Consider the following 22,193-nt stretch of genomic DNA (forward strand, 5'->3'; position numbering starts at 1 on the left):
CAAGTCGAGTTGATGCAGTGCAAGATGATGTCAAGGGGGAGGGGATACGTGGGTGCGCTCAGAAGACACTTGGTATCTGAAATGTCTCATTGTCTGGACAGCGGCGATCCACCCAGCAGCGAAGTTGACTGCAAAGAGTTTATAGATCTGCAGGTAGCGGGAACAACCTGGACATGAGCATCTCCCCAGCTTCAGGGGGGGACTCTGCCTGTGGCCCAGGCATCATCCGATGGAGCTTCGTTGCAGCGAAGCGCCCGGACTGAAGCGGTCTCCCTAGCAATAGCCGGGAGGCCGCTTTGTTATGCCTGCGAAACGCTGTCTCCTTCGGAGAGCCGCGGACGCGCAGACGGCGGTCACCGCGCGGCTCTGCTGGAGCACGCCGGATAGCCTCCGCCGGGCATGCAAGCGCCACCGGACAGCGCCGTCTGCCTGCCCGACCGGTGCAGGAAGTCAGGTGTCGGGGCTTCGAGGTAAGGCTGGCGGTCGAGGCTGCCATCGCTCTCAGTCTTCCGGATGTGGAACAGGCGGTCCGGGCCAGCTTGCCTTTGCAGCGTTCCACTGCATTAGCAACCGCGGGTCCAGCTCACGGCGCTTGATGATCTGGACGACGTTGGGGTCGACAGTAACCGCGTCGATGTCGTTCGAGTCCATGCGTCGGAGGTAGCCACGCGCGGCGAGCCGGTCAACAGCCTCATGCAACTCCTGGTTGGTGAGGTAGCGGAGCGGCATGAGCATCAGCCCGAGGACGAAATTGCTGAGGGCGGGAGCTTCAGGCCGGAGCATGCCGGCCTCGGCCAGCGTTAGCCACAGCAGGGTGGCGATCTCATCTGGAGAGTCGCACAGGTCCCGCACCACTTCAGGGTGCCAGGACACGATTGGAGTGTCCGCAGCGTCAGCGTTCCACTCCATGAATGTTCGGTCTTCTTCGGGCGGCAGGATGCGGTGCGGTGGAAGAGGCCGCAGGGACAGGCGGGCAGCGTGGATACGGTCGCTGTGCAGCTGAGAGCGACCAGCGCGGTCAGGTGCGCACTTTTGTCCGGGTACGGCGTGGCACCTCGGGCAGGTTCGCTCTCGAGCTCGTTCACGCACGGCAGGCGGCACAGCTCGGCCCATCTTGTCCCTTTCATCGGTTCATGCGGCCCTCCAGGTCAACGAGGGAACCGCTGTGAAGGACACACTCAGGGCGAAGGGAAAGTGGACGGTCGGGCTGGCCCAGCCAAGGGCGAACTCGACCTCTAAGAACCCCATTGCACCGTGCCGGACCGTGACCCGGCGAGTCAACGAACGGTCCATCCCCCCGTAGCCGCGGTGAGACCGGTCTGCAGGGACGCCCGCCCGCATCCGTCGTTGAGCATGCGCCCCCAGCCATCGGCCGAACGGAGACCTGGATGCCCAAGAAGCCCCGCCTCACCCTGGATGAACACATCGAGATGGGCCGTGTGCTTGCCGGCATCCGCGATGAACTCGCTCACCGGGCCGTCCAACTCGACAAGACCTACCCGAACAGCGGCCCCGATGGTGTACCCCACAAGAAGGTGGGTGCCGCCCTGCGAGCGCTGGACGAGGCACGCAGCGCCCTGGAGCTCCTGCTGTCCCGCGAGCACCCGGACGCCGCCGAGACCACCGTCTACTACCCCTACCCCGAGGACCGCAGCGCCGTAATCTCATCCGACAGACCTGCGTTGTGAACGCCCACTGGATTGGAGTACGCAGAGTACGCGGAGGAGGACCGTAAGTGCCGCGAGTCCGCCGAGACCCGCCACCAGGTGAGTTGTTATGCGGGGGTCAAGGCGCGGGGGCGCTGCCCCCACACCCCCGCCAGCGCCAGGGCGCGCTGGACCGCCCGAGGAAGAGAACAGGAACAGCACTGCCGCCTGCCCTGCGCTTCAGTCGCAACTCCTTGCGCGCACCGGTCGGGCCTGGAGGCCCTTCCTGGGCAGTTGCCACTGGTGTTCCGGGCTGCGGGGGAGTGGTGTGCCCGGCAGGGCTTTGCCGTTCCTCCTGGGTTGGGGGTGGATCCCGCTGCGCGCTGGTGCGGTGTTGCGTAGGCGTGAGTCAGCGATTGCAGCTCGAAAGTCTCATGCCCTCTCAGGTTCGGTATCCGCGGCGGAAATCTTCTTCGCGCTTGCGGTCGGCTTCTTCTTCTGTGTCGATGCGGTGCAGGGCGTCGATGGCGAAGGAACGCACGGCGAGACTGCTATCGCTGAGGAGCGGGTCGAGGACTGCGCGTCGGGGTTGAACGTCGTTCGAGTAGTCGTCGTCTCCCAAGCCCCAGACGACGCTCATCATCAGCTCAGAGCGGCTGTTAGCGTCGATGCTGGCGGCCAGGACTGTGGAGACGATCTCAGGCCACAGGGGGTCGCGCCACGATTCTTGGATGGCAGCCACCGCTCGCTGCCGTTCCTCGGGGGATCCTCCCGCCCACCTGCGAATGAGGTCTGCCCAGGCAGCGGTGCCTTCGCCGAGAGCGGTCAGCACGTATGCAGCTGCCAGTTCGACTTGTTCGCCGAGGGGCGTGGTCGCCCGGGCGCTCTCCATCGCTTCACAGAAGGCTGCCGTCACCTGTTGTCGCGCCGCTGGGGACTGCCTGCGCAGCGACCGTTTCCAAGCCGAGGGCATTCGGAACGGGCCTTGGGGGGATACGAGTCTGCTCACGAGCATTGTCGCGAACGACGCCGGCACCACAGCGGCTATGGCTGCCGCACCATACGCCGTGTCTTCGTCGAACTCGAGTTTTCCCGAGCTGTGGGCTTCGTCGCAGCGGCGTTGTAGCGCGTCTGTGAACGCCGTCGCCAGGGTGTCGTCGATGTCCACGCTGTCTTTTGACGCTGCATCCAGCACGAAGCCGGTCATCTCCAGGGTGCGGGGCAGGGCGGGGGACGGGCCGCGGGAGAGCAAAGAAGCCAGCGTTTTCAAGCGCGCGGGCAGAGGCTGCCCGCAGGCGACCAGGTGCATGGCGAGCTGCAGCGTCAGCTCGATGGCCCCCTGGCTGTCGGGTGTGGGAACGGCAGCGATGCTCTCCGCGATCTTCTGGTGAAGGCCGGCTTCCCGTGCGGGGTGACTGTCGGCGAAGCCCAGGGCGGCTGCGACTAGGCGGGAGTCTTCTACGCGGGCTTCGATCCAGTCCCAGACAGCGTCTGGATGCGCCTGGGCCAGGCCGGCCAGCGAGGAGGCTTCCCCGGCCAGAGGAGCTCGCGCGATGCGGTCTAGGACAGGTTGTGGATCAGCCGCAGCAGCCCCGACCGCATAGGCGAATACGTGTAGGACGGTGGAAGCAGCACCACGTGCGTGAGGTCCTGTCTGATCGAGTAGTTCGAGTGCCTCATGCACGTTCACCTCGGCCGCCAGCTGTTCCGCGGCCCTGCGGTGGTCTTCTTGGGCCTCGCGCCACTGCGCGGCGCTGGACAGCGGCTGGAGGACCATGAGACGAGTCAGCTCAGGATCGGCGATTGCTGCCGCCGCAACGGGGTCGTCGGCATCGGCGGCGTCACGCAGAGTCGCCGGTCTGGGCGCGAAGCCTATGACTGCGTCAGCAGCGCTGCGCTTGACCTGCACAGGCAACGAGGCCCAGCGGGCGGCGATCTCCACGGAGAACTGATCAGCCGCCGCGTCCAAAAGTGTGACCGCATGAGCGGGCATCGCCGTGTTGGCGTACAGCAGAGGACGAGCGCCTTCGGCGCGGAGCTCTCGGGGCAGGCCCACAAGCGTGTGCAAGACGGGCTGGCCCCCCTCGGCACGAAGCTCCGGCTCGTCCAGGAGCAGCGCGAGAAGCGCCACGGCCTGCTGCAGCAGTGCGGCTGTCTCTGGGCGATCAGGCAGTACCCAGGAATGCAGGCTCAAGGAGTCGGCTGCCTCTGGCGGGCGGGAGGAACTTTCGACGGTGACACGCAGCAGTGGCCGCACAGCAGTCACCAGCACCCGTGCGAGCACGTCCTTACCACGCTTTGTGGCTTCCTCATCCCTCAGGCCTCGTGGCAGCGACGACGTACGGTCCTTTTGCCATTGCGCGATGGAGCGTAGAACTTCCCCACGCCGGTCCAACAACTCATCGACGACACGGATGTTGCCCATGGGGGGAGGCGTCGTGCACCAGGCGTTGAGTGCGTTCAGCACGCCGTTGCGACGCTCTTCGTCCGCTGCCGGGAGCGCCGGCTCCAGCAGCCATGCCACGTCAAGCAGCACACTGACCGGGCTGGGCGTCGTATCCAGCTCCACGCGCCCGGCCAGAGCCGCGAACCGCTGCGCGAGGCCTTGCAGCCCGTGCCGATAGTGAGCCACTGCATCGTCATCCCACAGACGAGGCGATGATGCCGGTGGCCACTGCGCGACGAGCTGTTCACCAAGGTCTGCAAGTAGTCCTGGGGAAGCTGGAACGACTTCGGCCGCGAGACCTACGACGGACGTCCACGTACTGACATCTGCCGCGACCGGCAGCAGCGACCGAACCATCGCATGCAAACGGCCTGCCACTACCTGATCATTGCGGTCCCGCGCGGCCACCGCCAAGCTGTTCAATTGAGGCCCGAGCCGGAAGTTGACCTCCCCCAGCCGGTGCGTGGCTTCCGAACTCCCGTCGATGCCGGCCCGTTGCATCAACGCGCTCAGCGCCCGGCCTGCATCCAGCCTCACGCGGGCTTGCGGGTCGAGAGCGTCCGCCAAAAGAACGGGCCCGGCAACGGCGGGACGCACGCTGTAGGGGGAAGAATCGGCAAGTCCGGCGTCGGAGAGATCGTCGAGCAAGGAGGACAACTCGTGCGGGCCTGGTGGCAGATACGTGATCGCTCCGGCCAGCATTGCCAGGTCTTCTCCGTCTTGTGCCGTGCCGACCAGCGCGAGAGCCACTGCCGCAGCTCGATGAGCCTGCGAACCATCTTTGGTGGGCATACGGCGCAGCACCGTATCGCGCAGGAGGTCGGCTGCGTCCGTCCACGCGAACCGGTTTGCCACCAGTCCAACAATGCACGCGGTATGGGCGATGAGCGGATTGCCTTGTGCCAGGTCGATGACATTTCGGCGGAAGGCACGATGACCGATGCCGTGGCCTGCGACGATTTCGTCCACCGCTGCACGGTCCAGGCCATGGATACCAACGACCGGACCGGACCAGTACTCAACCCCCCACCGCTGCAGCACCCCGGGACTGCGCCCAGGGCGCATCGTGAGCACGAACCGAACCCGGTCGAAGCGCGAGTCGTGGAGCACTGCGGGGATGCCGCTGAGGTCGTGCGCTCGGTCGGCGTCATCCACGACAACGATCAGGGAGCCGTCCACGGGCGCCTCCGTGAAGGCGTCCACTGTCAACGACACGCCAGTGGGGGCAACCAGAACCGCAGCGGTCGATCGTGCGGCCTCAATCGCCAGCCGAGTCTTCCCCGCTCCGCCGGCTCCCTCGACGATCACTATCCGGGCAGCCGGGTCTCCAGCCTCAAGTGCCGAAGACAGGGTTTTCTTCTCCTCGCTACGCCCCACCAAGGGTGCCGTCATCCCGGGAATCGACAGGGCTAGTCGATCGACGTACTCCGCGGCGGTTTTCAGCCTCCGTGGGGCTCGTGGAGTGACACCCAACTCGACCTCGGCCACCCACCTCAGGGCATCGACCTCCAGCTCGGTGACCAGCTCTCCCAGGTCGACGATCTCCAAAGCGACGTCGTAGTCATGGCGTGCCTTGGCTCTCCACCGTTCTTTGGTCGCCTCTTTGGTTGAACGGTTTGTGACGAAGAATGCCTCGGCTTTTCGGTCGTGTCGGCGGTTCTTCACCAACTCCGACTCGAGCTTGCTCGTCCAAACTTTCTGCAGGCTCACCCACAGCACGACCTTGTCGTCCTCGCCGAACAAAGGCCGCCCGAACGCGTCACGCCCGAGATCTCCGGAAGACGTCGTGATACGCAGGTCAGGGAACCGAACCCGCAGCACATGCAGGGCGACCCGCTCAAAAATCCGGTCGTTCTCAAGTTCCTGAAGAGCGACCTTTGCCGTCGGGAACACACGCACCCCTCCACTACTGAACCAGTCAGCAGAGGCCATCATCTGCCTTGCAGCAGAGTCGTGCACAGACATCTGTGGATGCTGAGGTCGCACTACGGTCAGCGCCGACCCCCACCCCAGCCGCGTAGTCCAACGACGCAGCTGCCGGCCCAGTTGCCCGGGCTGTCACGGGAGGACAGGCCGTTGATGCCGTTGAAGGAGGTCGGTGAAGAACTCTTCGAGCATCTGTGCGGCCTGGGGGCGGTTGAGTTCCCAGCCGCCGAAACGGTGGATCTCGTAGCCGGCCAGCTGCAGGCGTCGGTCTTCGGCGACCATCTCGGAGTACAGCTGGGGCGAGGCGACGTGCACTGGCGCATCGAGACCGGGAAGCCGTCGGGGCTGGCTGTAGTGCTGGACTCCATCGACCTCGATGACGATGCGGGAGCGGTCGGGGGCGAGAAGAAGGAAGTCCATGCGCTGCCGTGCCAGGGCCACCGCATGGTGGGGGCTTTGCCGGGTGTAGGGGTCGTAGTGCAGGTACACCTGGGGGATCAAAGCAGGCAGGTCAAAGCCGTCTGGCTGTCGGTAACGAGCGCAATAGGCACGGAAGACCAACCGTTCGGGATGCGAGTCCAAGGACGCGGCGAGCCTGCCGTACAGGTTCCGCGCTGCCTCTGGTTCATCAGCTCCGGGCTGGTGCTTACGGATCCACCAGTCCACCATCTGCCGCCAGGTCAAGCCGTAGGCGGGCAAGGCCTCGTCGTACACGAGGCAGTTTTCGGCGTTCTGTACGACCTCGACGTCGTTGTTCACCGCGTCACGCAGAACGATCCTCGGTTTGGGGCCATCGGCCGCGAATATCAGGTTCTTGAACTGTCCTCCAGGCCCCATTCGAAGGCGCTGCTCGTACTCGAGGTCCTGCAGCTTGTCCAGGGCTGCTCTTACCGGACCCAGCAGGTCCTCGACGTACTCGCGGCGCGCCTGCCAGCCACCTCCACCCGACATGCCGTTTCGACGCCAGTAGTTGTGGAAGCCGGTGAAGTCCTTGAACGGAAAGTCGGGCGGTGCGACAGCCAGGCGCTGGAGAAGGGCTCTATGTCCCTTGATGGCGATCGTCACCTCCTCATCGTTCATCCGTTCCCCGCCACCGGTGCCCTTGGCCACGAAGTCTTCGTGCAACAGTTGGGTCAGAGCGAGCGCGGCGTCCAGATCGGAGATGTCGGCCGTCGGGCCGAAGCGCAAGGCTTCCAGTACGTCCACCTTCAGCGGGCCGAGCCCGCCCCAGCTGGTGGGCGTGCCGACGAAGAAATCCTCAGGTCGCACGGTTCCCCCTTCGCTCCTCGTGCCCCAGGACAATTGTGCTCCCCCCGAGGTACAAGCCCCACGTGGGCACCGGCTGAGACGCCGACCAGAGGTGGAAGTGCTTAGGTCGGCACGCGCTGATGCCACACCGGGCGTTTGCGGACCCTGAGGTGCTGCGGGAACAGGCTGTGGGAAGCAACTCGACCTCACGCTTTAGCGGTTCACTGATTCGAGTGATCACAGCCTGTGAGTATGAATGATCGCTCAGCCTTCGGAAACGGTGTGCATAGCAGGTACGTAGCGATAGGGGGGTGCGCGCTGGAATCTAGCGGAGTAGTGCCACCGCAGAGTGACAACTCGGGAGGCGCGCTGCCTTCCCTACCCCCGCGCTGCCTGGGCAGACCTGCAGCACCCCGATGCTGGGGCGGTGCGTTTCGAGCACGACCACTACCTGAAGATGTGGGCGCTGTCCGACCCAAAGTTGAAGGCCGACTTCGTGCTCCTGGACGAGGCCCAGGACACCAACCCCGTCCTGGAACAAGTCCTGCTCAACCAGCGCGGCCACGCCCAGCTGGTCATGGTCGGAGACTCTGCGCAGGCCATCTACGGCTGGCGCGGCGCCAAGGACGTCATGACCGGCTTCGACGGCACCGCCCTGTCCCTGACCCAGTCCTTCCGCTTCGGCCCGCTGCTGGCGCTGGAGGCCAACCGGTGGCTGGCGATCGCCCGCGCCCCGATCCGCCTGGAGGGCACCGAAACGATCCCCACCGAGATCGACACCATCACCAGGCCGGACGCGGTCCTGTGCCGCAGCAACATCGGCGCCATGGCCGAAGTCGTGCGCCTTCTCGGCCTCGGCCGCCGGGTCGCCCTGGCCGGGGGAGGGGACAGCCTGCGCACCCTGGCGTATGCGGCGCGGGACCTGCAGGACGGACGCCGCACCACCCACCCGGAACTGGTGCTGTTCACCACGTGGGGCGAACTGCAGGACTACGCAGAGCACGACCCCGCCGGCGGTGACCTGCAGCCGCTGGTCGACCTCGTCGAACAGCACGGCGCTGATGCCATCCTGGCTGCCGTCAACCGCCTCGTCGACGAAAAGAACGCGCAGGTCACGGTCTCCACCGTGCACAAGGCCAAGGGCCGCGAATGGCCCCAGGTGAAGATCGCCGGAGACTTCCACCCGCCCAAGGACAGCGACAAGCGCGACGAGCACGGAAACCCTGTGCCCGGCCCGATCGACGACGCAGACGCCCGCCTCGCCTACGTCGCCGTCACCCGCGCCCGCCAGCGCCTCGACCTTGGCGGCCTGACCTGGATTTACGACCACCCCGCCGGCAATCCCTGGCGCTCACCCGGCCTGGTACCTGCCGTGCCGCCGGCCTGAGTTGTTCATCGTGGTTTATGAACACGCGCGCCCTGTGCTGGCCGCGCAGCAGCGCCGGTCATTGAGTAGTGGGCGGTCAGCTGCGGTTCGACGGCCAGCAGGTCCAGCAGAGTTTCGCGTTTCGTTGTAGTGCTTGAGGCATCGGATGATCTCGCGTTTCGTCTTGCCTTCGGCGGTATGGCGGGCGACGTGGCCGATCGTCGGATGGTGGGGCGGCATTTGGCCGTTTGAGGTACCCGGTGTGGTCACCGTCGTTGGCGCGAGGCGATTCCGACGGCTGCCAGTGTGACAAGGGCCCCGAGCACGGTCAGGACGGAGGGGGATTCCTTACCGGCCGGCATCACAAGGTCGAGGGTGAGGGATCCGATGAGCTGTCCGGCGATGGAGCCCATGCCGAGGAGCAGTACTCCGACCTTGCGTACGAGGTGGGCGGATGCCGCGATGAAGACGACCCCGCAGAGCCCGCCCGCATACAACCAAGGGTCGGTGGGCAACGCCCTGATCGGGCTGGCACCTATGAGGGTCTTCACTGCCCAGATCGCCGCGAGAAACAGGGTCCCCACACAAAAGTTGAGCCAGGTTGCGGCCAGAGGCGAACCCGACACTGCTCCGGACGCACCGTTCATCGCCTGCTGAAAGCCGAGCAGGAAGCCCGCGACAAGCGGGGCGAGCCCCGGCAGCAGGGCATGCAAGGGGTCACCGGACGACAGCTGGGGGTATGCCGCGGTCACCGCGGCGATCAGGATCAGGGCAGCCCCGGCCAACCGAGCAGGCGCAGGGCGGCGCCGGGCGCTCCCGGCGAACCCGATGGAGTCGACCGTCAGTCCGCTGACGGTCTGACCGGCGATCGCCGCGACGGTGAACACCGCGATACCGGTGATCAGGGCGGTTGTCGACTGTGCCAGGGCCAGGGAGGAACCGAAGACGCCAGCAACCAGGTACCAGCGAGGCAGACGGCGGTCCCGGAAGGCGCCGAGGAGCCGGCCCAGGCTGCGGCGCAGCCCGGGGGAGGCGACGGCGGCCAGCGTCATGAGCAGCCATCCGCCGGCGAAGCTGAGGGCAGCGGCAGCCAGGCCGTCGTTCAGGTGGGTGCTGAGCGCACTGTTGATGCGGCCTTGGAGTGGGATCAGCGCACCGATTGCCACGGTCAGGAGCAGGGCGGCTCCGCGCCACGGCGTTCGGGCGGACTGGACGGGAGCTGTGTGATCGTTGCCTGTCGCGGTGTCAGCGGGCGTGTGCTGGGTGTCGGTCACGCCGTCTCCTGCTTCCGAGCTTGCTCCACGATCCAGTCCCGGGACTGCTCGGCGACGGTGCGCACCGCGTGCATGTCTACGCCGATGAGATGGCCGTCCCACTTCCTGACGTTGCCGCCGACGAAGACGGCCGACACATTGCCGGGGTGCGCGTATGCGACGACGGTGGCCACCGGATCGGTGGCGGGGATGGTGTTGGGGGCGGTGGTGTCGATGAGGATGAGGTCGGCTTCCTTGCCCACCTCGATGGAGCCCACCTTGTCGATGAGGCCCGCGTTCTCCGCGCCTCGCAGGGTCGCGAATTCGATGGCGTCGTCAGCGGAGATCGGTTCGGGGAGGTCCGGCTCCGCCGCGTTGCGGCGCTGGTGGACCCGGCCGCGCTGGAGGTGGGTGAGGACGCTCATTTCGCTGAACATGTCGACCCCGTAGCTGAGTTCGTTGTCCATGCTCAGTCCGGGGCGAATCCCGAAGGCCAGTGCCTCATCGATGGCCGGGAAGGAGGGGCCGAGGCCGAAGAGCGTGTCGGAGCGGGGGCAGACGTTCACCTTCACACCGGTGTCAGCGATGATCTGCCATTCTTCTTCGGTCAGGCCCAGGCAGTGATTGAAGGTGTGGGTCTCGGTAACGAGGTTCTGTTTGTGCAGGTCGACGAGGTTGTCAACCCAGTCGGCGCCCATCTCGGAGGACACCCACAGGCCCCGCTCATGGGCGAACCGCCAGGAGTCGGCATCGGCTGTGGTGTCCATCATCCGCAACGTGACCAACTGGTCGGCCGAGGGGAAGTACTCGGCCTGCAGCCGGTCGATGTCGCCCGGCCACTGCTGGTCCCAGTCGCCGAACCGCGGTGCCGCTGCGGCGTGCACGGCGCGGATACCCGCGTCGAAGAGAGCCTCCACGGCTGCGGAGGAGTGATCGGCTGTGCGGGAGTTGTGGGAGTTGTCGACGATCGTGGTGACGCCCGCGTACAGGCTCACCAACGAGGTGAGCAGGTTGCCGATGTACGTGTCGTGGGGGCGGTAGAAGGTGCCGAGGGACTTGTGTGCGACTTCCAGGTACTGGTCGAAGTCGGCATCGGGGGACATGCCCCGCAGCTGTCCTTCCCAGGCGTGCAAATGGGAGTCGACGAAGCCGGGCATGAGGATGTGGTCTGACGCGTCGATGACGATGCCGTTGGCGTCGGTGACACCCGCGCCCGCGTGCGGACCCACTTCCGTGATGCGTGAGCCGACGACGAGAACGTTGCCCCGAACTGCCCCTCGGCCGGCGATTCCGGTAAGGATTGTGGCGTTCCTGAAGAGGAGTTTCCGGGAGGGATTCTCCTCACCCCTGATGAGCCTGTCCAGGACGTTGGCGTTCCTTGACGTCCTGTCCTTGAATTCGACGGCGGCGCCACTGTGCGCGAAAGCAGAGCGAAGAGGCGCAGGAGTATGCGAATGCCGCGGGGTGATCTTATTGCTCATGACCCTCAGCATGCAGGACGAAAATCAGCAGCGACAGCCCTGAGGATGACCGCCTCAAGGGTGGGAGTGGCACACCCACCCAGTCGGTCTGAGCAGGGGAATATGCATCGCACACCAACGGTTTCCCAAAGATCGGCGGGATCAGGCGCCGGACGAGTGAATAACGCACTAATCCGTGAGAGGTGCCCCTGTGGCTGCTGTCACGCCTCTGGGAGAGTTCCTGCAATCGCGGCGCCGCGCTGCCGCGGTTCCCTCAGACGTTGCCAGGACTCGGCGGCGCCGGGTCTCTGGCCTACGCCGCGAGGAAGTCGCAGCGCGTGCCAGCGTCAGTGTCAACTACTACGTGCGGCTCGAGCAGGGCCGGGAGAAGAACCCATCGATGCCGGTGATCGCCGCACTGAGCAGCGCCCTGGGGCTCGACTCGCTGGGGCGCGAGCACCTGGAACTCCTGGCGCGTCCCCAGGGTGTGGTGTACGACCCGGCAGCGGTAGCCGCAGCCCTGCCGGACCTGTCCCACCTGGTGCGCGAGCAGTTGAGCGGCCCGGCACTGGTGATGGACGCCTGGGGGGACATCTTGGCTTGGAATGATTCCGCCCAGATTCTCTACGGAATGAACCAGCACGGCGGAAACATCATCTCTTCCATTTTCCTGGATGCTGAAAGTCATTCTCTCTACGGCGATTGGAAAGATGCCGCCCGCTGTGCCGCGGGAACTCTGAGGGATTCGTGGGCGCGATTTCCCCAAAATCCCCGGTTCGGCGAGGTATTCGAGGCACTCCGGTTCGGAAGTGATATTTTCCGCGACATATGGGATGAGTACCCGGTGGTCCGGAAGAGCAGCGGGTTCAAGATGTTGACTCATCCACTGGTGGGGAATCTGGAGCTCTCCTACCAGGCGCTGGAGCCGCCGCAGGCTCCCGGATTGCAACTGATCTCGTATCGGCCGTCGCCCACTGCCGGCGTTCGCGCCCTGGAGTCCTACCGGCGCCTGATGGCGCTCGCGGGCGATGCGCATACTGTTGCCGCGGTGAGCGTGCCTGCCTGAGCAACCGAAGAGTGCGGACCGATCCTCCAGAGGGGATCTGCAATGTGAACTGACAGGTGTGGGCCGCAGACCCGACGGGTCTGCGGCCCACACCTGCCAGTTCACGCCGTGGGTGCGTACGTACCGTTCTGCAGTTCCTCGATGAGGGACGGCCGGACGGGATTCCAGCCCAGCTCCGACCGGGCCGTCTGTCCGGACGCCTGCTGGCTCAGCAGTAGCGCGTCGGCGAACGGCGAACCCAGACGGGCACGGGCCTCATCCGGTCCCTCGGGGCTCACAGCTCCCGGGGTGCCCGCAGCGCGGGAAGCGGCCTCGCCCAGGGCCCGCACGGCAGGGTTGGTGCCGTCGGAAGCGATGTAGTACGACCCCGCCCTGCCGTTCCGCAGCACCCGGAGGTACAGGTCGGCCAGATCGTCCACGTGCACGGTGACCCAGTGCTGTGTGCCGTTGCCGATCAGCGTGAAGGCACCCGTTTCGGTCCGGGGGGCGCGGGAGATCAGGTTCGCGATCCCGCCTCCGTGGCCATATACGACCCCGGGCACCACAACGGTGGGACGGGCACCGGGAATGGCCAGGACTTCCTTCTCGATGGACTCACGCCAGGCGACCAGAGGGGGGGAGGCGAAGGGGGTGGTTTCGGTGATGTCCTCGCCGTTGCCGTACGCCCAGATGCCGCCGGTGTGAACGTACGGCTTGTCCGTTCCGGCGTAGGCCTCCCGCGCAGCCCTGGCGACGGCCGCGTCCACGTCGGGGCTTGTTGCGTCACCCGGGCTGGCCGTGTGGATGGCGCCGTCCGCCCCCGCCAGTTCGTTCGCGAGCCAGGACACGTTGGTGATGTCACCGGTCACGGCCTTCGCGCCGGCAGCGGTGACTTTCGCTGCGGATTCCTCGCTGCGGACCAGCGCCGTCACGTTGTGCCCGTCACCGATCAGTCGACGCAGGACTGCTGATCCGATGTAGCCGGTTCCGCCCGTCAGGAAAACATGCATCTCGAAGTCTCCAATCCCGAGGCGCCGGCGATGGAGCCTCATCAACTTCATGGTATCTATTGGATACTGATGACTTCAAAGTGCCATACTTACCTGATGGAAACCATTAAGGATGTGCTCGACCCCGCCTGCCCGTCCCGCATGGTGCTCACCCGGTTGGGCGACAGATGGACGTTGCTGATCGTCATCGCCCTCAGCCTGGGCGTGCACCGCTTCTCGGAACTACGTGATCGGATCGGTGGCGTCACACCGAAGGTTCTGACGCAGACTCTGCGCGGGTTGGAGAAAGACGGCCTGGTCGAACGGACGGTGTACGCAGTCGTTCCCCCCAAGGTTGAGTACCGTCTCACCGACCTCGGCCGCAGCCTCCTCGAACCAATCGCGGCCGTGAAGGACTGGGCGGAACGGCACGCCGACGACGTACTCGAGGCCCGAGAGCGCGCCGAGGCCCAGGAGAACTGAGTCTTCGGAGGCGCCAGCGCCGGGGCCATTTCGTCTGTCCCGTGCCCGAACGGTAGCGGAGCGCTGCAGGATGGCCGTGGCTGATGGAGTGGGCGCGTTTCCTGTCCACGGTCTGGCGGGCACGTTGCCGAGGCACTCCGCTGCTGGCATGCCGGCCACCGGATCTTGCCTCCATCGCCATGGTGAGCAGGGCACAGGGCCTTCGCGGCCATCGACGCCATGCCTCTGCCCGCCGACTGCACGGCCGCTTTGAACGCATCGGCGGTCCGGCTACAGGGCGAGCGGTCGCCCGAGGGTCTGTTCGGCCATGGCGCGGATGTCGTGCTCGATCATGCTGATCTCTAGCTCGATGTCGACCTCCGCTCCCACAAAGATTTCTGCTCCCGGAGCCGGGGGCAGTCCCGAGACACCGAACTCGCGGCGGTCCAGCCGGGTGTGTGCGGTGAAGCCCAGACGGCGCCCACCGGTGAACGGGAAGACGTCCTCGCCCAGGAAGTCGCCGGTGAGTGTCACTGGGCGGGTTCTTCCCGCGATGGTGAGGTCGCCTTCCATCGACCAGTGGCCGGCCTGGCGACGTACGGAGTGACCGCGGAACTCCATGACGGGATGACGTTCGGAGCCGAGGAACTCGTGTGAACGCAGGTGCCGGTCACGCATGGGAACCCCGGTGTCCACGGTTGCCGTGGCGATGCGCACCTCGACGCTCGAATCCTCCACCGGGTCAGTGATGCGGACAGTGCCCTCGACGTCCGTGAAGCGGCCACGGACGCGGACAAACCCCAGGTGGCGGGCAACGAATCCGACGCTGGAATGCAGCGGATCGATGTACCAGGTGCCGGTGGGCGGGGTGGCGGCGGGCGCGAACGGGGAGACGGTCACCGCTGTACTCCTTGGGGGTGGGGGACGCGGACCGAGGGGGCGACCTTGTCGGCGAAGACCGCCGCCTGGGCCTCGCTGTCCGCGTTGACGGGCCAGAAGAGGAAGGAATCGAAGCCCAACTCCTCGCGGTACCGGTTCAGGGTGTCCACCCAGAATCCGGGTGGCCCGACGAGATTCTGACCTTCGAACACCGGACTGCCGCCGTCTGTGATGGTCCCCATGACGTTGTAGATCCGCTGGACGGCTCTGGGGTCACGGCCGGAAGTGACGGCTGCTTCGTCGATCGCCCGTTGAAGTTCCGGGATCCGTGCCGGCGGGGCGTAACTGTTGGTAGGAAGCCAGCCGTCGCCGAGCCGGCCGGTGATCCTGAGCATGCGCGGCCCATACGAACCCACCATGATCGGCACCGGCTCTGCAGGAAACGGCCCCGGGTGTGCTCCGCGGATGGAGTGGTACTTTCCGTCAGAGCGCACAGAGGTCTGAGCCGGGTCGTTCATGGCCTTCATCACCTGCAGGGCTTCCTCGAAAGCGTCGGTGGCCTGGGCAGGGCTGTACTGCGGCCCGCCGTACGCCGCGATCGCCGATGGAGCGGCTCCCGCACCGACACCGAGGGCGACCCGCCCTGCGCTGAGGATGCTGAGTGTCGAGGCGGCCTTGATCAGCTGCGCGGGTGGCCGCAGCGCGGTGTTGGCGACGTTGGTCATGAAGGTCACATGGCGCGTGCTCATCGCCAGCGAAGTGATCAATGTCCAGGTGTCGAGGAAATCCGGATGGTAGACGTGGTCCTGCACTCCGACGAAGTCCAGTTCGGCCGTGTCTGCCAGTTGTGCCAGCCGCCGCGCCGATGCAAGGCCGGTGGCGGAAGGGTCGATGTTGAGCCCGACGGACCCAGTTGGGATTGCCATGGTCTACTCCCTGATCAGGGGCGTGCGTCTCAGTTGGCGGGAAGTCGTCGCGCGACGGGGCGCGAGATGGAAGAGAGAGCAGGACTTACGCTGTCTCAGGATGATGTGCCGCTGCGTCTGACGGTGACCGCGCAGGGTCCGGTGCACACCATGGCCCTCCGGGCTGCCATCTCAAGAACAGTCCGGCATGTTCAGCCTTGAAAAGGCACCGCGAGCGTGTCAGCAGGTTCCTGCACCGGGTTCATGCTGCTGCCCGGATGCCTCCGCCCCGTCGCTCAGGGCCAGGCCGGGCGGCCGGCTCAGGAGGAGCTCACTGATCTGCCGCAGCTGATCGACCTGCTCCCTGGACAGGAGGTCCAGGAGACGTTCCTGGGCGTATCGGGCGTGCCACGGTGTTGCCTCCCGGAGAGCGGCGCGCCCGGTATCGGTGAGCTGGGCAAGGTGACAGCGGCCATCGTCCGGGGTGTGCAGACGACGTACCCAGGACAATTCCTCGAGTTTGGATACCAGGTGCGACAGCCGGCTCGCCGACACTGCGGCTCGACGGGCCAGTTCACCCATGGCCATTCGGTGCCCGGGTGCCTCTTCGAGCCACCCCAGGATCTCGTAGTGGATCTGCCGCATACCTGTTGCGCGGCGCAGTTCCTGGCCCAACTCCTCCGAGAGCAGGCGTGCGGCACCGAGAAAAGCCCGAAGGGTCTGCTCTTCGTGTGATTCGAGCCCCGGCGGTGGGGTGGTGATTGTGGCCATGGTTGCTCCTGGAGTGGACAGCTGCGGCGACAGTGACGCATCACCCCCTGGTACGGGCGGGGATCGTGTTGCCCGGCGGATGCCCCGCCCGTACCAGGACGCAGTCAGATCAGCTGGACGACTTCCTCGTAGCCCAGACGCGGCAGTCGCTCGAACCACGGGTCGTCGCCGGGCTTGCCGATATTGACGACGAGGAAGGACTTCAGCCGCCCGTCGGGAAAGAACTCACGGTCCACCGCTTCGGCGTCGAATCCGCCCAGGGGCCCCGCGGTCAGGCCGGCCGCCCGGATGGACAGCAGGAAGTACGCGGCCTGGAGCGCCGCGTTGAAGCGGGCCTGCTCCTGGTGGTGGACAGGGTCGGCTTCGAGCATCTCCTTCATCTCCGGGCGGAACGGGAGCAGACGGGGCACGTGCTCGGTGTACTGGGTGTCGTAGGCCAGTACGGCGATCACCGGAGCCGATGCGCTCTTGTGCTGATTGCTTTCGGCCAGGTGCGGGATCAGACGATCCTGGGCGGTATCGGTGCGCAGGTACAGCACGCGCAGGGGATTGACGTTCGCCGAGGTCGGAGGCCACTTGGCGAGCTCCCAGATGGCCCGCAGCTGGTCGTCCGGAACCGGCTCGTCAGCGAAATTGTTGGCCGTACGGGCTGCGGTGAACAGCAGCTCCCGGGCGGTGGGATCGAGAGCCAGATGCTCCTCGAAGAGATCGGGCGGGGTGGTCGAATCGAGAGTCATGAGGGTTTTCCTTTTTCCGGTCGGTTCCTCCACCCGCGGCTCGCAACGCAGGGCCCGGGCAACGGTGGAGGGGAGCGGGCACCGCCGGTCGTGACGGTGGCGGGCCGCAGATCCGGCCAGCCGGGCGGCCGCCGGAAGACGTGGGTCAGTTGTGGCGCGGGGCGGGGTGGACCACGTGCTTGATCTCCTGGAACTCCTCCAGGGCACGTATGCCGTTGAGGCGGCCGACTCCGCTCTGCTTGAAGCCGCCCTCCTCCATCTGGTCCACGATGACGGCCCAGGTGTTGGCCCAAACGGTGCCGGCCTCCAACTCTCGGCCGACGCGCAGCGGGCGGTCGACATCACGGGTCCACACGCTTGCCGCCAGGCCGAACTCGGTGGCGTTCGCACGGGCGATGGCGTCAGCCTCGTCGTCGAAGACCTCGAAGGTGGCGACAGGGCCGAAGACTTCCTGCTGGACGATCGGCCGGGCTACGTCATCGACCTCCACCAGGCTGGGGCGAACGAACGCCCCAGCGGAAAGGGGCCCGTCGGTGATACGACCGCCCCGGACCAGGATCTTTGCGTAGGCGGCGGCGTCGGCGACGACCTGATCCACCCGCTCGGCGTTGGCCCGGTCGACGAGGGGACCCATTTCGCTGGCGGGGTCGTCACCCGGACCGACCCGCACGGCCTCCAGCGCGGCGGACAGCCGCGTCCGCAGCTCATCGGCGATTCCGCGCTGCGCCAACACCCGGCTGCCGGTCATGCAGAACTGACCGGTGAAGGTGGTGATGGCCTTGGCCAGGACGGGAACGGCCACATCGAGGTCGGCGTCGTCGAAGACGATCATCGGGGTCTTGCCGCCGAGCTCCAGAGACATGCCCTTCAGGTTCTGGGCGGCATCGGCCATGATGCTGCGCCCGACCGTGGTGCTGCCGGTGTAGCTGATGACGTCCACGTCGGGGTCCGCGACGATGAGCCGGGCACCTGTGCTTCCGGACTCGGTGAAGGCGTTGAAAACGCCCTTGGGCAGTGACGTGGTGGCGTCGACGATCTCGTAGAGCAGGTTGTTCGTCAGCGCGGTCTGGCCCGGCAGCTTCAGTACCACTGTGCAGCCGGCGGCCAGCGCGGGCGCGAAGGACCGCACCGACAGGATCACAGGGGAGTTCCACGGTGCGATCACCCCGGCGACGCCGGCCGCCTGGCGCAGCGTCATGGAGTAGAGGCCGGGCTTGACCTCTGCGGCACGCCCCGATTCGGTCAGGGCGAGTGCCCCGTAGTAGCGGATCTTGGAGATGGTGAGGTCGACCTCGAGAGCAGCCTCGGGGACGATCTTGCCGTTCTCCTTGGACAGGAGGCTGACGAGCTCGTCGCGCCGGTCCGTCATGCGGTCGGCCATCTCGAACAAGGCCTGCGCGCGCAGGTCACGGTTACGGGACCAGTCGGCGGTTTCGAAGGCGTTCCGGGCGGCATCGATGGCGGCTCGGGCTTCGTCGGCGCTGCCGTCGGCGAAGGTACCCAGCTGCTGTCCGGTGGCGGGGTCCAGGGAGGAGGAGGTCGTGGCGGAGTCGGTCCATCTTCCGTCGATGTAGTTGCGGACGTGGACCGTGCCGGCGGTGGTGGGGGACATGGGATGCATCTCCTCGTGGCGGTGATGAACGGCATGGGCCGGCTGCGCGGCACCGGCGAAGACGGGGCGGGCATGCGGCCCGGCAGGACCTCGCACTCGCCGGAGGGGTAGACGTGAACACGCCAGCCAAGTGAAATCGGCTGCTCAGAGCACTGACGCACCGATAGATAGTTCGTTCTGCAACGAATAATACATACCCTGGTCCCGATGGGCGAGGGTCAACTTCCCCGAGTCGAGATCGCCGGGTCGATCGCTTGACCCTGCACGAAACGCGTGCCTATCCTTCGTTGCAGAACGAACTATATGGTCTGGGTGGTCGCAGAACAGCGATCCCGCCCGAACGTTCGTCCCTGTTTCCAGGCGCCCTCATCGGCAGCCGATGGATCGACTCGCGCGACGACGCGGCAAGCGGCCGGCGCAGCGCGTGCACCCGGTTTGGAGAGTCACCATGGCGGACCAGGAGAGTTCACTCTCACCGCATTCCTCAGGCAGTTCTCTCGGCACCACGGTGGTCACCGCCGCGGTGGTACGCGAGAAGGGACAGCCCTTCCAGCTCGAAGAGCTCACTCTCGACACCCGGCTTCGGCCGGACGAGGTACTCGTGAAGGTCGTCGCGGTCGGCGTCTGCCAGACAGACGTTCACGTACGCAACCAGGACCTTCCCGTACCGCTCCCCGCCGTGCTCGGCCACGAGGGCTCCGGGATCGTCGAGGCGGTCGGCAGTGCTGTGACCACCGTCACCCCCGGCGATCACGTGGTCATGTCATACCAGGCATGCGGCCACTGCCGCCCCTGCCTGAGCGGCTACTACGCCTACTGCGAGCACGCCTTCCCCATCAACTTCGGCGGCTCTCGGATGGACGGTACGAACGCGCTGCGCAGCGGTGCCGACAGCGACGGCGAGGAGGTCCACGGTCACTTCTTCGGCCAGTCCTCCTTTGCGACCCACGCCCTGGCCACCGAGCGCAACGTGGTCAAGGTGGGCACCGACATTCCGCTGGAACTGCTCGGCCCCCTCGGCTGCGGTCTGCAGACCGGCGCCGGCGCCGTCCTCAACTCGCTGCGGATACCCGCCGGGAGCTCGGTCGTGGTGATCGGCGCCGGGACCGTCGGGCTGGCCGCTGTGATGGCGGCCCGCGTCGCAGGAGCCGACCCGATCATCGCGGTGGACGTCGTCCCCGAGCGACTTGCCCTGGCACAGGAGCTGGGAGCCACCCACACCATCAACGGCAAGGAAGAGGACACCGCCCGGCGTATTGCCGAGATCACCGGCTCGGGCGCCGACTACGTCCTGGAGATCACGGGGCGCCCCCAGATGCTCACACTCGCCGTGGACGCCCTCGCCCCCCTGGGCACCGCCGCCCTCATCGGCGGCGCACCCGCCGGAGCCCAAGCGCCGGTGAACATGAACACCCTCCTGGGCGGGCGCAGCGTCCGCGGTATCGCCCAGGGCGACTCGATCCCGCAGCTGTTCATCCCCCAGCTCATCGACCTGTACAAGGCCGGACGGTTCCCGTTCGACCGGCTGGTGAGCTTCTACGAATTCAGCGACATCAACCAGGCCGTCACCGACACACAGAACGGCGCCGCGATCAAGCCGATCCTGCGCATCGAGCAGTAGCAGGACCACCCCGACTGCGCTGTCCAACCGTCACCACTCGAACAAGGAAAGACCATGAACGACCACGCGAAGTTCGGCACTCCCACCGACCGCCACCACCTGGGCGCTGCGGGCATGCCGCTCAACACCCTCTCCGACTACCGGCCCATCCCTGCCGACGCCTACGGCACGCTGTTCCTCCCCGACCGGCTTGCCAAGGGCTACCACGTCGAAGAGATCAACGACGGTGCCTTCTACGTGACCTCCGGCGCCTACGACGCCATGTTCGTCGCCACCGGCAACGGCGTCGTCGCCATCGACGCCCCGCCACTGCTCGGCGTGAACATGCTCCGGGCCATCAGGGAGGTCACCGACGAGCCCGTCACGCACCTGATCTACAGCCACTACCACTCCGACCACATCGGGGCGGCCGGCATCTTCGGCGGCGACGGCCTCACCGTCGTCTCCCACGAGTACACCCGCGAGATGATCGAGCGCTGGCCCGACCTGGGCGGCACGAGGGGCCTGCCGACACCGACCCACACCTTCTCCACCAGCGAGACCCTCGACGTCAACGGTGTGAAGTTCCAGCTCGACTACAAGGGCGTCAACCACACGCCGGGCAACATCTTCATCTACACGCCGAAGCAGAAGGCCCTCGCGGCGATCGACATCATCAGTCCCGGATGGAGCGCCTTCAAGCACTGCGACGCCTCCGAGAACATCCGCGGCTGGGCCGAAGCCCACGACTGGATCCTGGAGTACGACTTCAAGGCCGTCGTCTCCGGCCACGTCAACCGCTGGGGCACCCGCGAGGACGCCCAGGCCTCCCGCGACTACACGGCCGACATCATCGCCTTCGCCAAGGAAGCCCTCGACCAGGCCGAGGACCTTGAGTTCATCGAGCGCATCGGCTTCAGCAACGCCTGGGTCCTGTGGGAGAACTACTTCAACGAGATGACCAACTACGTCACCAAGAAGACCCTCGAGAAGGTCACCGACAACGGTCAGACCTGGGGCCAGCGACTGGCCGGCGCAGACGTGATGACCAAGTACCACGCCTACACCATCCTCGAGGCCCTGCGCCTTGAGTACGGCCTGGTGACGGCCTTCGAGAAGCGGATCATCCCGCAGGAAGCCTGACCAGCATCGGAAGCGGGCAGGGCGTGCGGTGACCGTCATCCACGCCGCCCGCTTTCGCGGGGAAGACGAGGGAGCAGGCCCGGTGCCGACCAGCGAGCCGGCTCCCCGGCTTCCGATCACCTTGATATAATTCGTTGTGAAACAAACTACTGGGAGGGGTCGTGGACTCTAAGGCCGACAGTGAACGGCAGACCACAGCCCGAGCGTCCTCGCCGTCCAGGCCGCTGGACCCGGTGGAACTGGCGGTCTGGCTGGGTTTTCTCTCCACCCATCTGAAGCTGCTGCGTACGCTCGACCAAGAACTTGTGGACACCGAGCACATTTCGATGTCCTCGTTCGAGGTACTGCTCACCGTCGCGGAGTCGCCGGGGGGCCGGATCCGGATGAAGGACATCGCTGCGTCCTTGCTGATCAGCCGGAGCGGCCTGACGCGCATCGTGGACGAGCTGGAGCGCAGGGGCTTCGTCAAGCGGGAGAAGTGCGAGACCGACGCCCGCGGCTCCGACGCCGTGCTGACCCCGGAGGGCCGCAAGGCCTACCGCCGGGCCAACAAAGTTCATCTGGTGAATCTACGAAGGGAATTCCTCGGCAAGCTCACGGATGAGCAGCTGAAGACCCTCAGCGAGATTTGGGAAACGCTTGGCTTCGCCAGGCTCAGTTCCGAGTGCTGACCAGGCACTCCACCCGGCTCACCGCGTGTGGCCG

Annotated in this window: 17 protein-coding genes and 1 pseudogene; 7 read left to right on the top strand and 11 right to left on the bottom strand. The window is 66.2% G+C overall.

Going from position 1 to position 22,193, the window contains the following annotated elements; all coding sequences use genetic code 11:
- Positions 1-501: 501 nt before the first annotated feature.
- Positions 502-909 carry a hypothetical protein gene (locus PV364_RS36895; RefSeq protein WP_319665297.1) on the bottom strand — a complete coding sequence of 136 codons (408 nt, stop codon included), beginning with the start codon at positions 907-909 and terminating at the stop codon, positions 502-504.
- Between the two features lie 479 nt (positions 910-1,388).
- Here PV364_RS36895 and PV364_RS36900 point away from each other — a divergent pair, with 479 nt between their 5' ends.
- Positions 1,389-1,688: a hypothetical protein gene (locus PV364_RS36900; RefSeq protein ID WP_319665298.1), complete on the top strand. Its 300-nt coding sequence runs from the start codon at positions 1,389-1,391 to the stop codon at positions 1,686-1,688.
- Between the two features lie 400 nt (positions 1,689-2,088).
- Here the strand turns inward: PV364_RS36900 and PV364_RS36905 are convergent, their stop codons facing one another.
- Positions 2,089-6,057 carry an ATP-binding protein gene (locus tag PV364_RS36905; protein ID WP_319665299.1) on the bottom strand — a complete coding sequence of 1,323 codons (3,969 nt, stop codon included), beginning with the start codon at positions 6,055-6,057 and terminating at the stop codon, positions 2,089-2,091.
- Positions 6,058-6,150: 93 nt separating this feature from the next.
- On the bottom strand, positions 6,151-7,287 hold the full coding sequence (locus tag PV364_RS36910; RefSeq protein ID WP_319665300.1) for a hypothetical protein: 1,137 nt from the start codon (positions 7,285-7,287) through the stop codon (positions 6,151-6,153).
- A gap of 361 nt (positions 7,288-7,648) precedes the next feature.
- On the opposite strand from PV364_RS36910, the pseudogene PV364_RS36915 reads away from it, so the two are divergent.
- Positions 7,649-8,653, top strand: a pseudogene (locus tag PV364_RS36915) (UvrD-helicase domain-containing protein); the annotation flags it as partial.
- A gap of 245 nt (positions 8,654-8,898) precedes the next feature.
- On the opposite strand, the gene PV364_RS36920 reads toward PV364_RS36915, so the two are convergent.
- Both PV364_RS36920 and PV364_RS36925 read right to left on the bottom strand, forming a co-directional pair.
- Complete coding sequence (locus PV364_RS36920; protein ID WP_319665301.1) at positions 8,899-9,906, bottom strand: DMT family transporter; 1,008 nt, start codon at positions 9,904-9,906, stop codon at positions 8,899-8,901.
- Positions 9,903-11,114, bottom strand: a complete 1,212-nt coding sequence (locus PV364_RS36925) for an amidohydrolase family protein (protein WP_319665302.1) — start codon at positions 11,112-11,114, stop codon at positions 9,903-9,905. Before PV364_RS36925 ends, PV364_RS36920 begins: the two co-directional genes overlap by 4 nt.
- Positions 11,115-11,556: 442 nt before the next feature.
- Between PV364_RS36925 and PV364_RS36930 the strand changes: the two genes are divergently transcribed.
- On the top strand, positions 11,557-12,411 hold the full coding sequence (locus PV364_RS36930) for a helix-turn-helix transcriptional regulator (protein WP_319665303.1): 855 nt from the start codon (positions 11,557-11,559) through the stop codon (positions 12,409-12,411).
- Between the two features lie 101 nt (positions 12,412-12,512).
- Here the strand turns inward: PV364_RS36930 and PV364_RS36935 are convergent, their stop codons facing one another.
- Positions 12,513-13,400, bottom strand: a complete 888-nt coding sequence (locus tag PV364_RS36935; protein ID WP_319665304.1) for an NAD-dependent epimerase/dehydratase family protein — start codon at positions 13,398-13,400, stop codon at positions 12,513-12,515.
- Here PV364_RS36935 and PV364_RS36940 point away from each other — a divergent pair.
- Positions 13,395-13,862: a helix-turn-helix domain-containing protein gene (locus PV364_RS36940; protein WP_319665305.1), complete on the top strand. Its 468-nt coding sequence runs from the start codon at positions 13,395-13,397 to the stop codon at positions 13,860-13,862. The genes PV364_RS36935 and PV364_RS36940 overlap by 6 nt on opposite strands.
- Before the next feature lie 270 nt (positions 13,863-14,132).
- Here PV364_RS36940 and PV364_RS36945 read toward each other — a convergent pair whose 3' ends face one another.
- From PV364_RS36945 to PV364_RS36965, 5 genes are all read right to left on the bottom strand, one after another.
- A complete protein-coding gene (locus tag PV364_RS36945) occupies positions 14,133-14,741 on the bottom strand; it encodes a YceI family protein (protein ID WP_319665306.1) in 609 nt (202 codons plus the stop codon).
- Positions 14,738-15,646 (bottom strand): LLM class flavin-dependent oxidoreductase, encoded by a 909-nt coding sequence (locus PV364_RS36950; protein ID WP_319665307.1) that lies wholly within the window; start codon positions 15,644-15,646, stop codon positions 14,738-14,740. Before PV364_RS36950 ends, PV364_RS36945 begins: the two co-directional genes overlap by 4 nt.
- 219 nt (positions 15,647-15,865) lie before the next feature.
- Positions 15,866-16,396 carry a MarR family winged helix-turn-helix transcriptional regulator gene (locus tag PV364_RS36955; RefSeq protein WP_319665308.1) on the bottom strand — a complete coding sequence of 177 codons (531 nt, stop codon included), beginning with the start codon at positions 16,394-16,396 and terminating at the stop codon, positions 15,866-15,868.
- 104 nt (positions 16,397-16,500) lie between these two features.
- A complete protein-coding gene (locus tag PV364_RS36960; RefSeq protein ID WP_319665309.1) occupies positions 16,501-17,133 on the bottom strand; it encodes a malonic semialdehyde reductase in 633 nt (210 codons plus the stop codon).
- A 145-nt stretch (positions 17,134-17,278) separates the two neighbouring features.
- Positions 17,279-18,745, bottom strand: a complete 1,467-nt coding sequence (locus PV364_RS36965) for an aldehyde dehydrogenase family protein (protein WP_319665310.1) — start codon at positions 18,743-18,745, stop codon at positions 17,279-17,281.
- A gap of 448 nt (positions 18,746-19,193) precedes the next feature.
- Here PV364_RS36965 and PV364_RS36970 point away from each other — a divergent pair, with 448 nt between their 5' ends.
- The 3 genes from PV364_RS36970 (at position 19,194) to PV364_RS36980 (ending at position 22,159) form a co-directional block, all read left to right on the top strand.
- The gene (locus PV364_RS36970; protein WP_319665311.1) at positions 19,194-20,366 is read left to right on the top strand and encodes an NAD(P)-dependent alcohol dehydrogenase; all 1,173 of its coding nucleotides are present in this window, start codon (positions 19,194-19,196) and stop codon (positions 20,364-20,366) included.
- A gap of 54 nt (positions 20,367-20,420) precedes the next feature.
- A complete protein-coding gene (locus tag PV364_RS36975) occupies positions 20,421-21,488 on the top strand; it encodes an MBL fold metallo-hydrolase (RefSeq protein WP_319665312.1) in 1,068 nt (355 codons plus the stop codon).
- Between the two features lie 161 nt (positions 21,489-21,649).
- Positions 21,650-22,159 (top strand): MarR family winged helix-turn-helix transcriptional regulator, encoded by a 510-nt coding sequence (locus tag PV364_RS36980; RefSeq protein ID WP_319665313.1) that lies wholly within the window; start codon positions 21,650-21,652, stop codon positions 22,157-22,159.
- The last annotated feature ends 34 nt before the right edge of the window (positions 22,160-22,193 follow it).

The sequence above is a fragment of the Streptomyces sp. MI02-7b genome, from assembly GCF_033793585.1.
Classification (GTDB): Bacteria; Actinomycetota; Actinomycetes; order Streptomycetales; family Streptomycetaceae; genus Actinacidiphila.

Bases quoted from the DNA above. Each gene is read 5' to 3' on its own strand.
- PV364_RS36940 (WP_319665305.1), top strand. From the start codon at position 13,395: ATGCATCTCGAAGTCTCCAATCCCGAGGCGCCGGCGATGGAGCCTCAT.
- PV364_RS36950 (WP_319665307.1), bottom strand. From the start codon at position 15,646: ATGGCAATCCCAACTGGGTCCGTCGGGCTCAACATCGACCCTTCCGCC.
- PV364_RS36965 (WP_319665310.1), bottom strand. From the start codon at position 18,745: ATGTCCCCCACCACCGCCGGCACGGTCCACGTCCGCAACTACATCGAC.
- PV364_RS36905 (WP_319665299.1), bottom strand. From the start codon at position 6,057: ATGTCTGTGCACGACTCTGCTGCAAGGCAGATGATGGCCTCTGCTGAC.
- PV364_RS36935 (WP_319665304.1), bottom strand. From the start codon at position 13,400: ATGCATGTTTTCCTGACGGGCGGAACCGGCTACATCGGATCAGCAGTC.
- PV364_RS36970 (WP_319665311.1), top strand. From the start codon at position 19,194: ATGGCGGACCAGGAGAGTTCACTCTCACCGCATTCCTCAGGCAGTTCT.
- PV364_RS36975 (WP_319665312.1), top strand. From the start codon at position 20,421: ATGAACGACCACGCGAAGTTCGGCACTCCCACCGACCGCCACCACCTG.
- PV364_RS36900 (WP_319665298.1), top strand. From the start codon at position 1,389: ATGCCCAAGAAGCCCCGCCTCACCCTGGATGAACACATCGAGATGGGC.
- PV364_RS36960 (WP_319665309.1), bottom strand. From the start codon at position 17,133: ATGACTCTCGATTCGACCACCCCGCCCGATCTCTTCGAGGAGCATCTG.
- PV364_RS36955 (WP_319665308.1), bottom strand. From the start codon at position 16,396: ATGGCCACAATCACCACCCCACCGCCGGGGCTCGAATCACACGAAGAG.
- PV364_RS36895 (WP_319665297.1), bottom strand. From the start codon at position 909: ATGGAGTGGAACGCTGACGCTGCGGACACTCCAATCGTGTCCTGGCAC.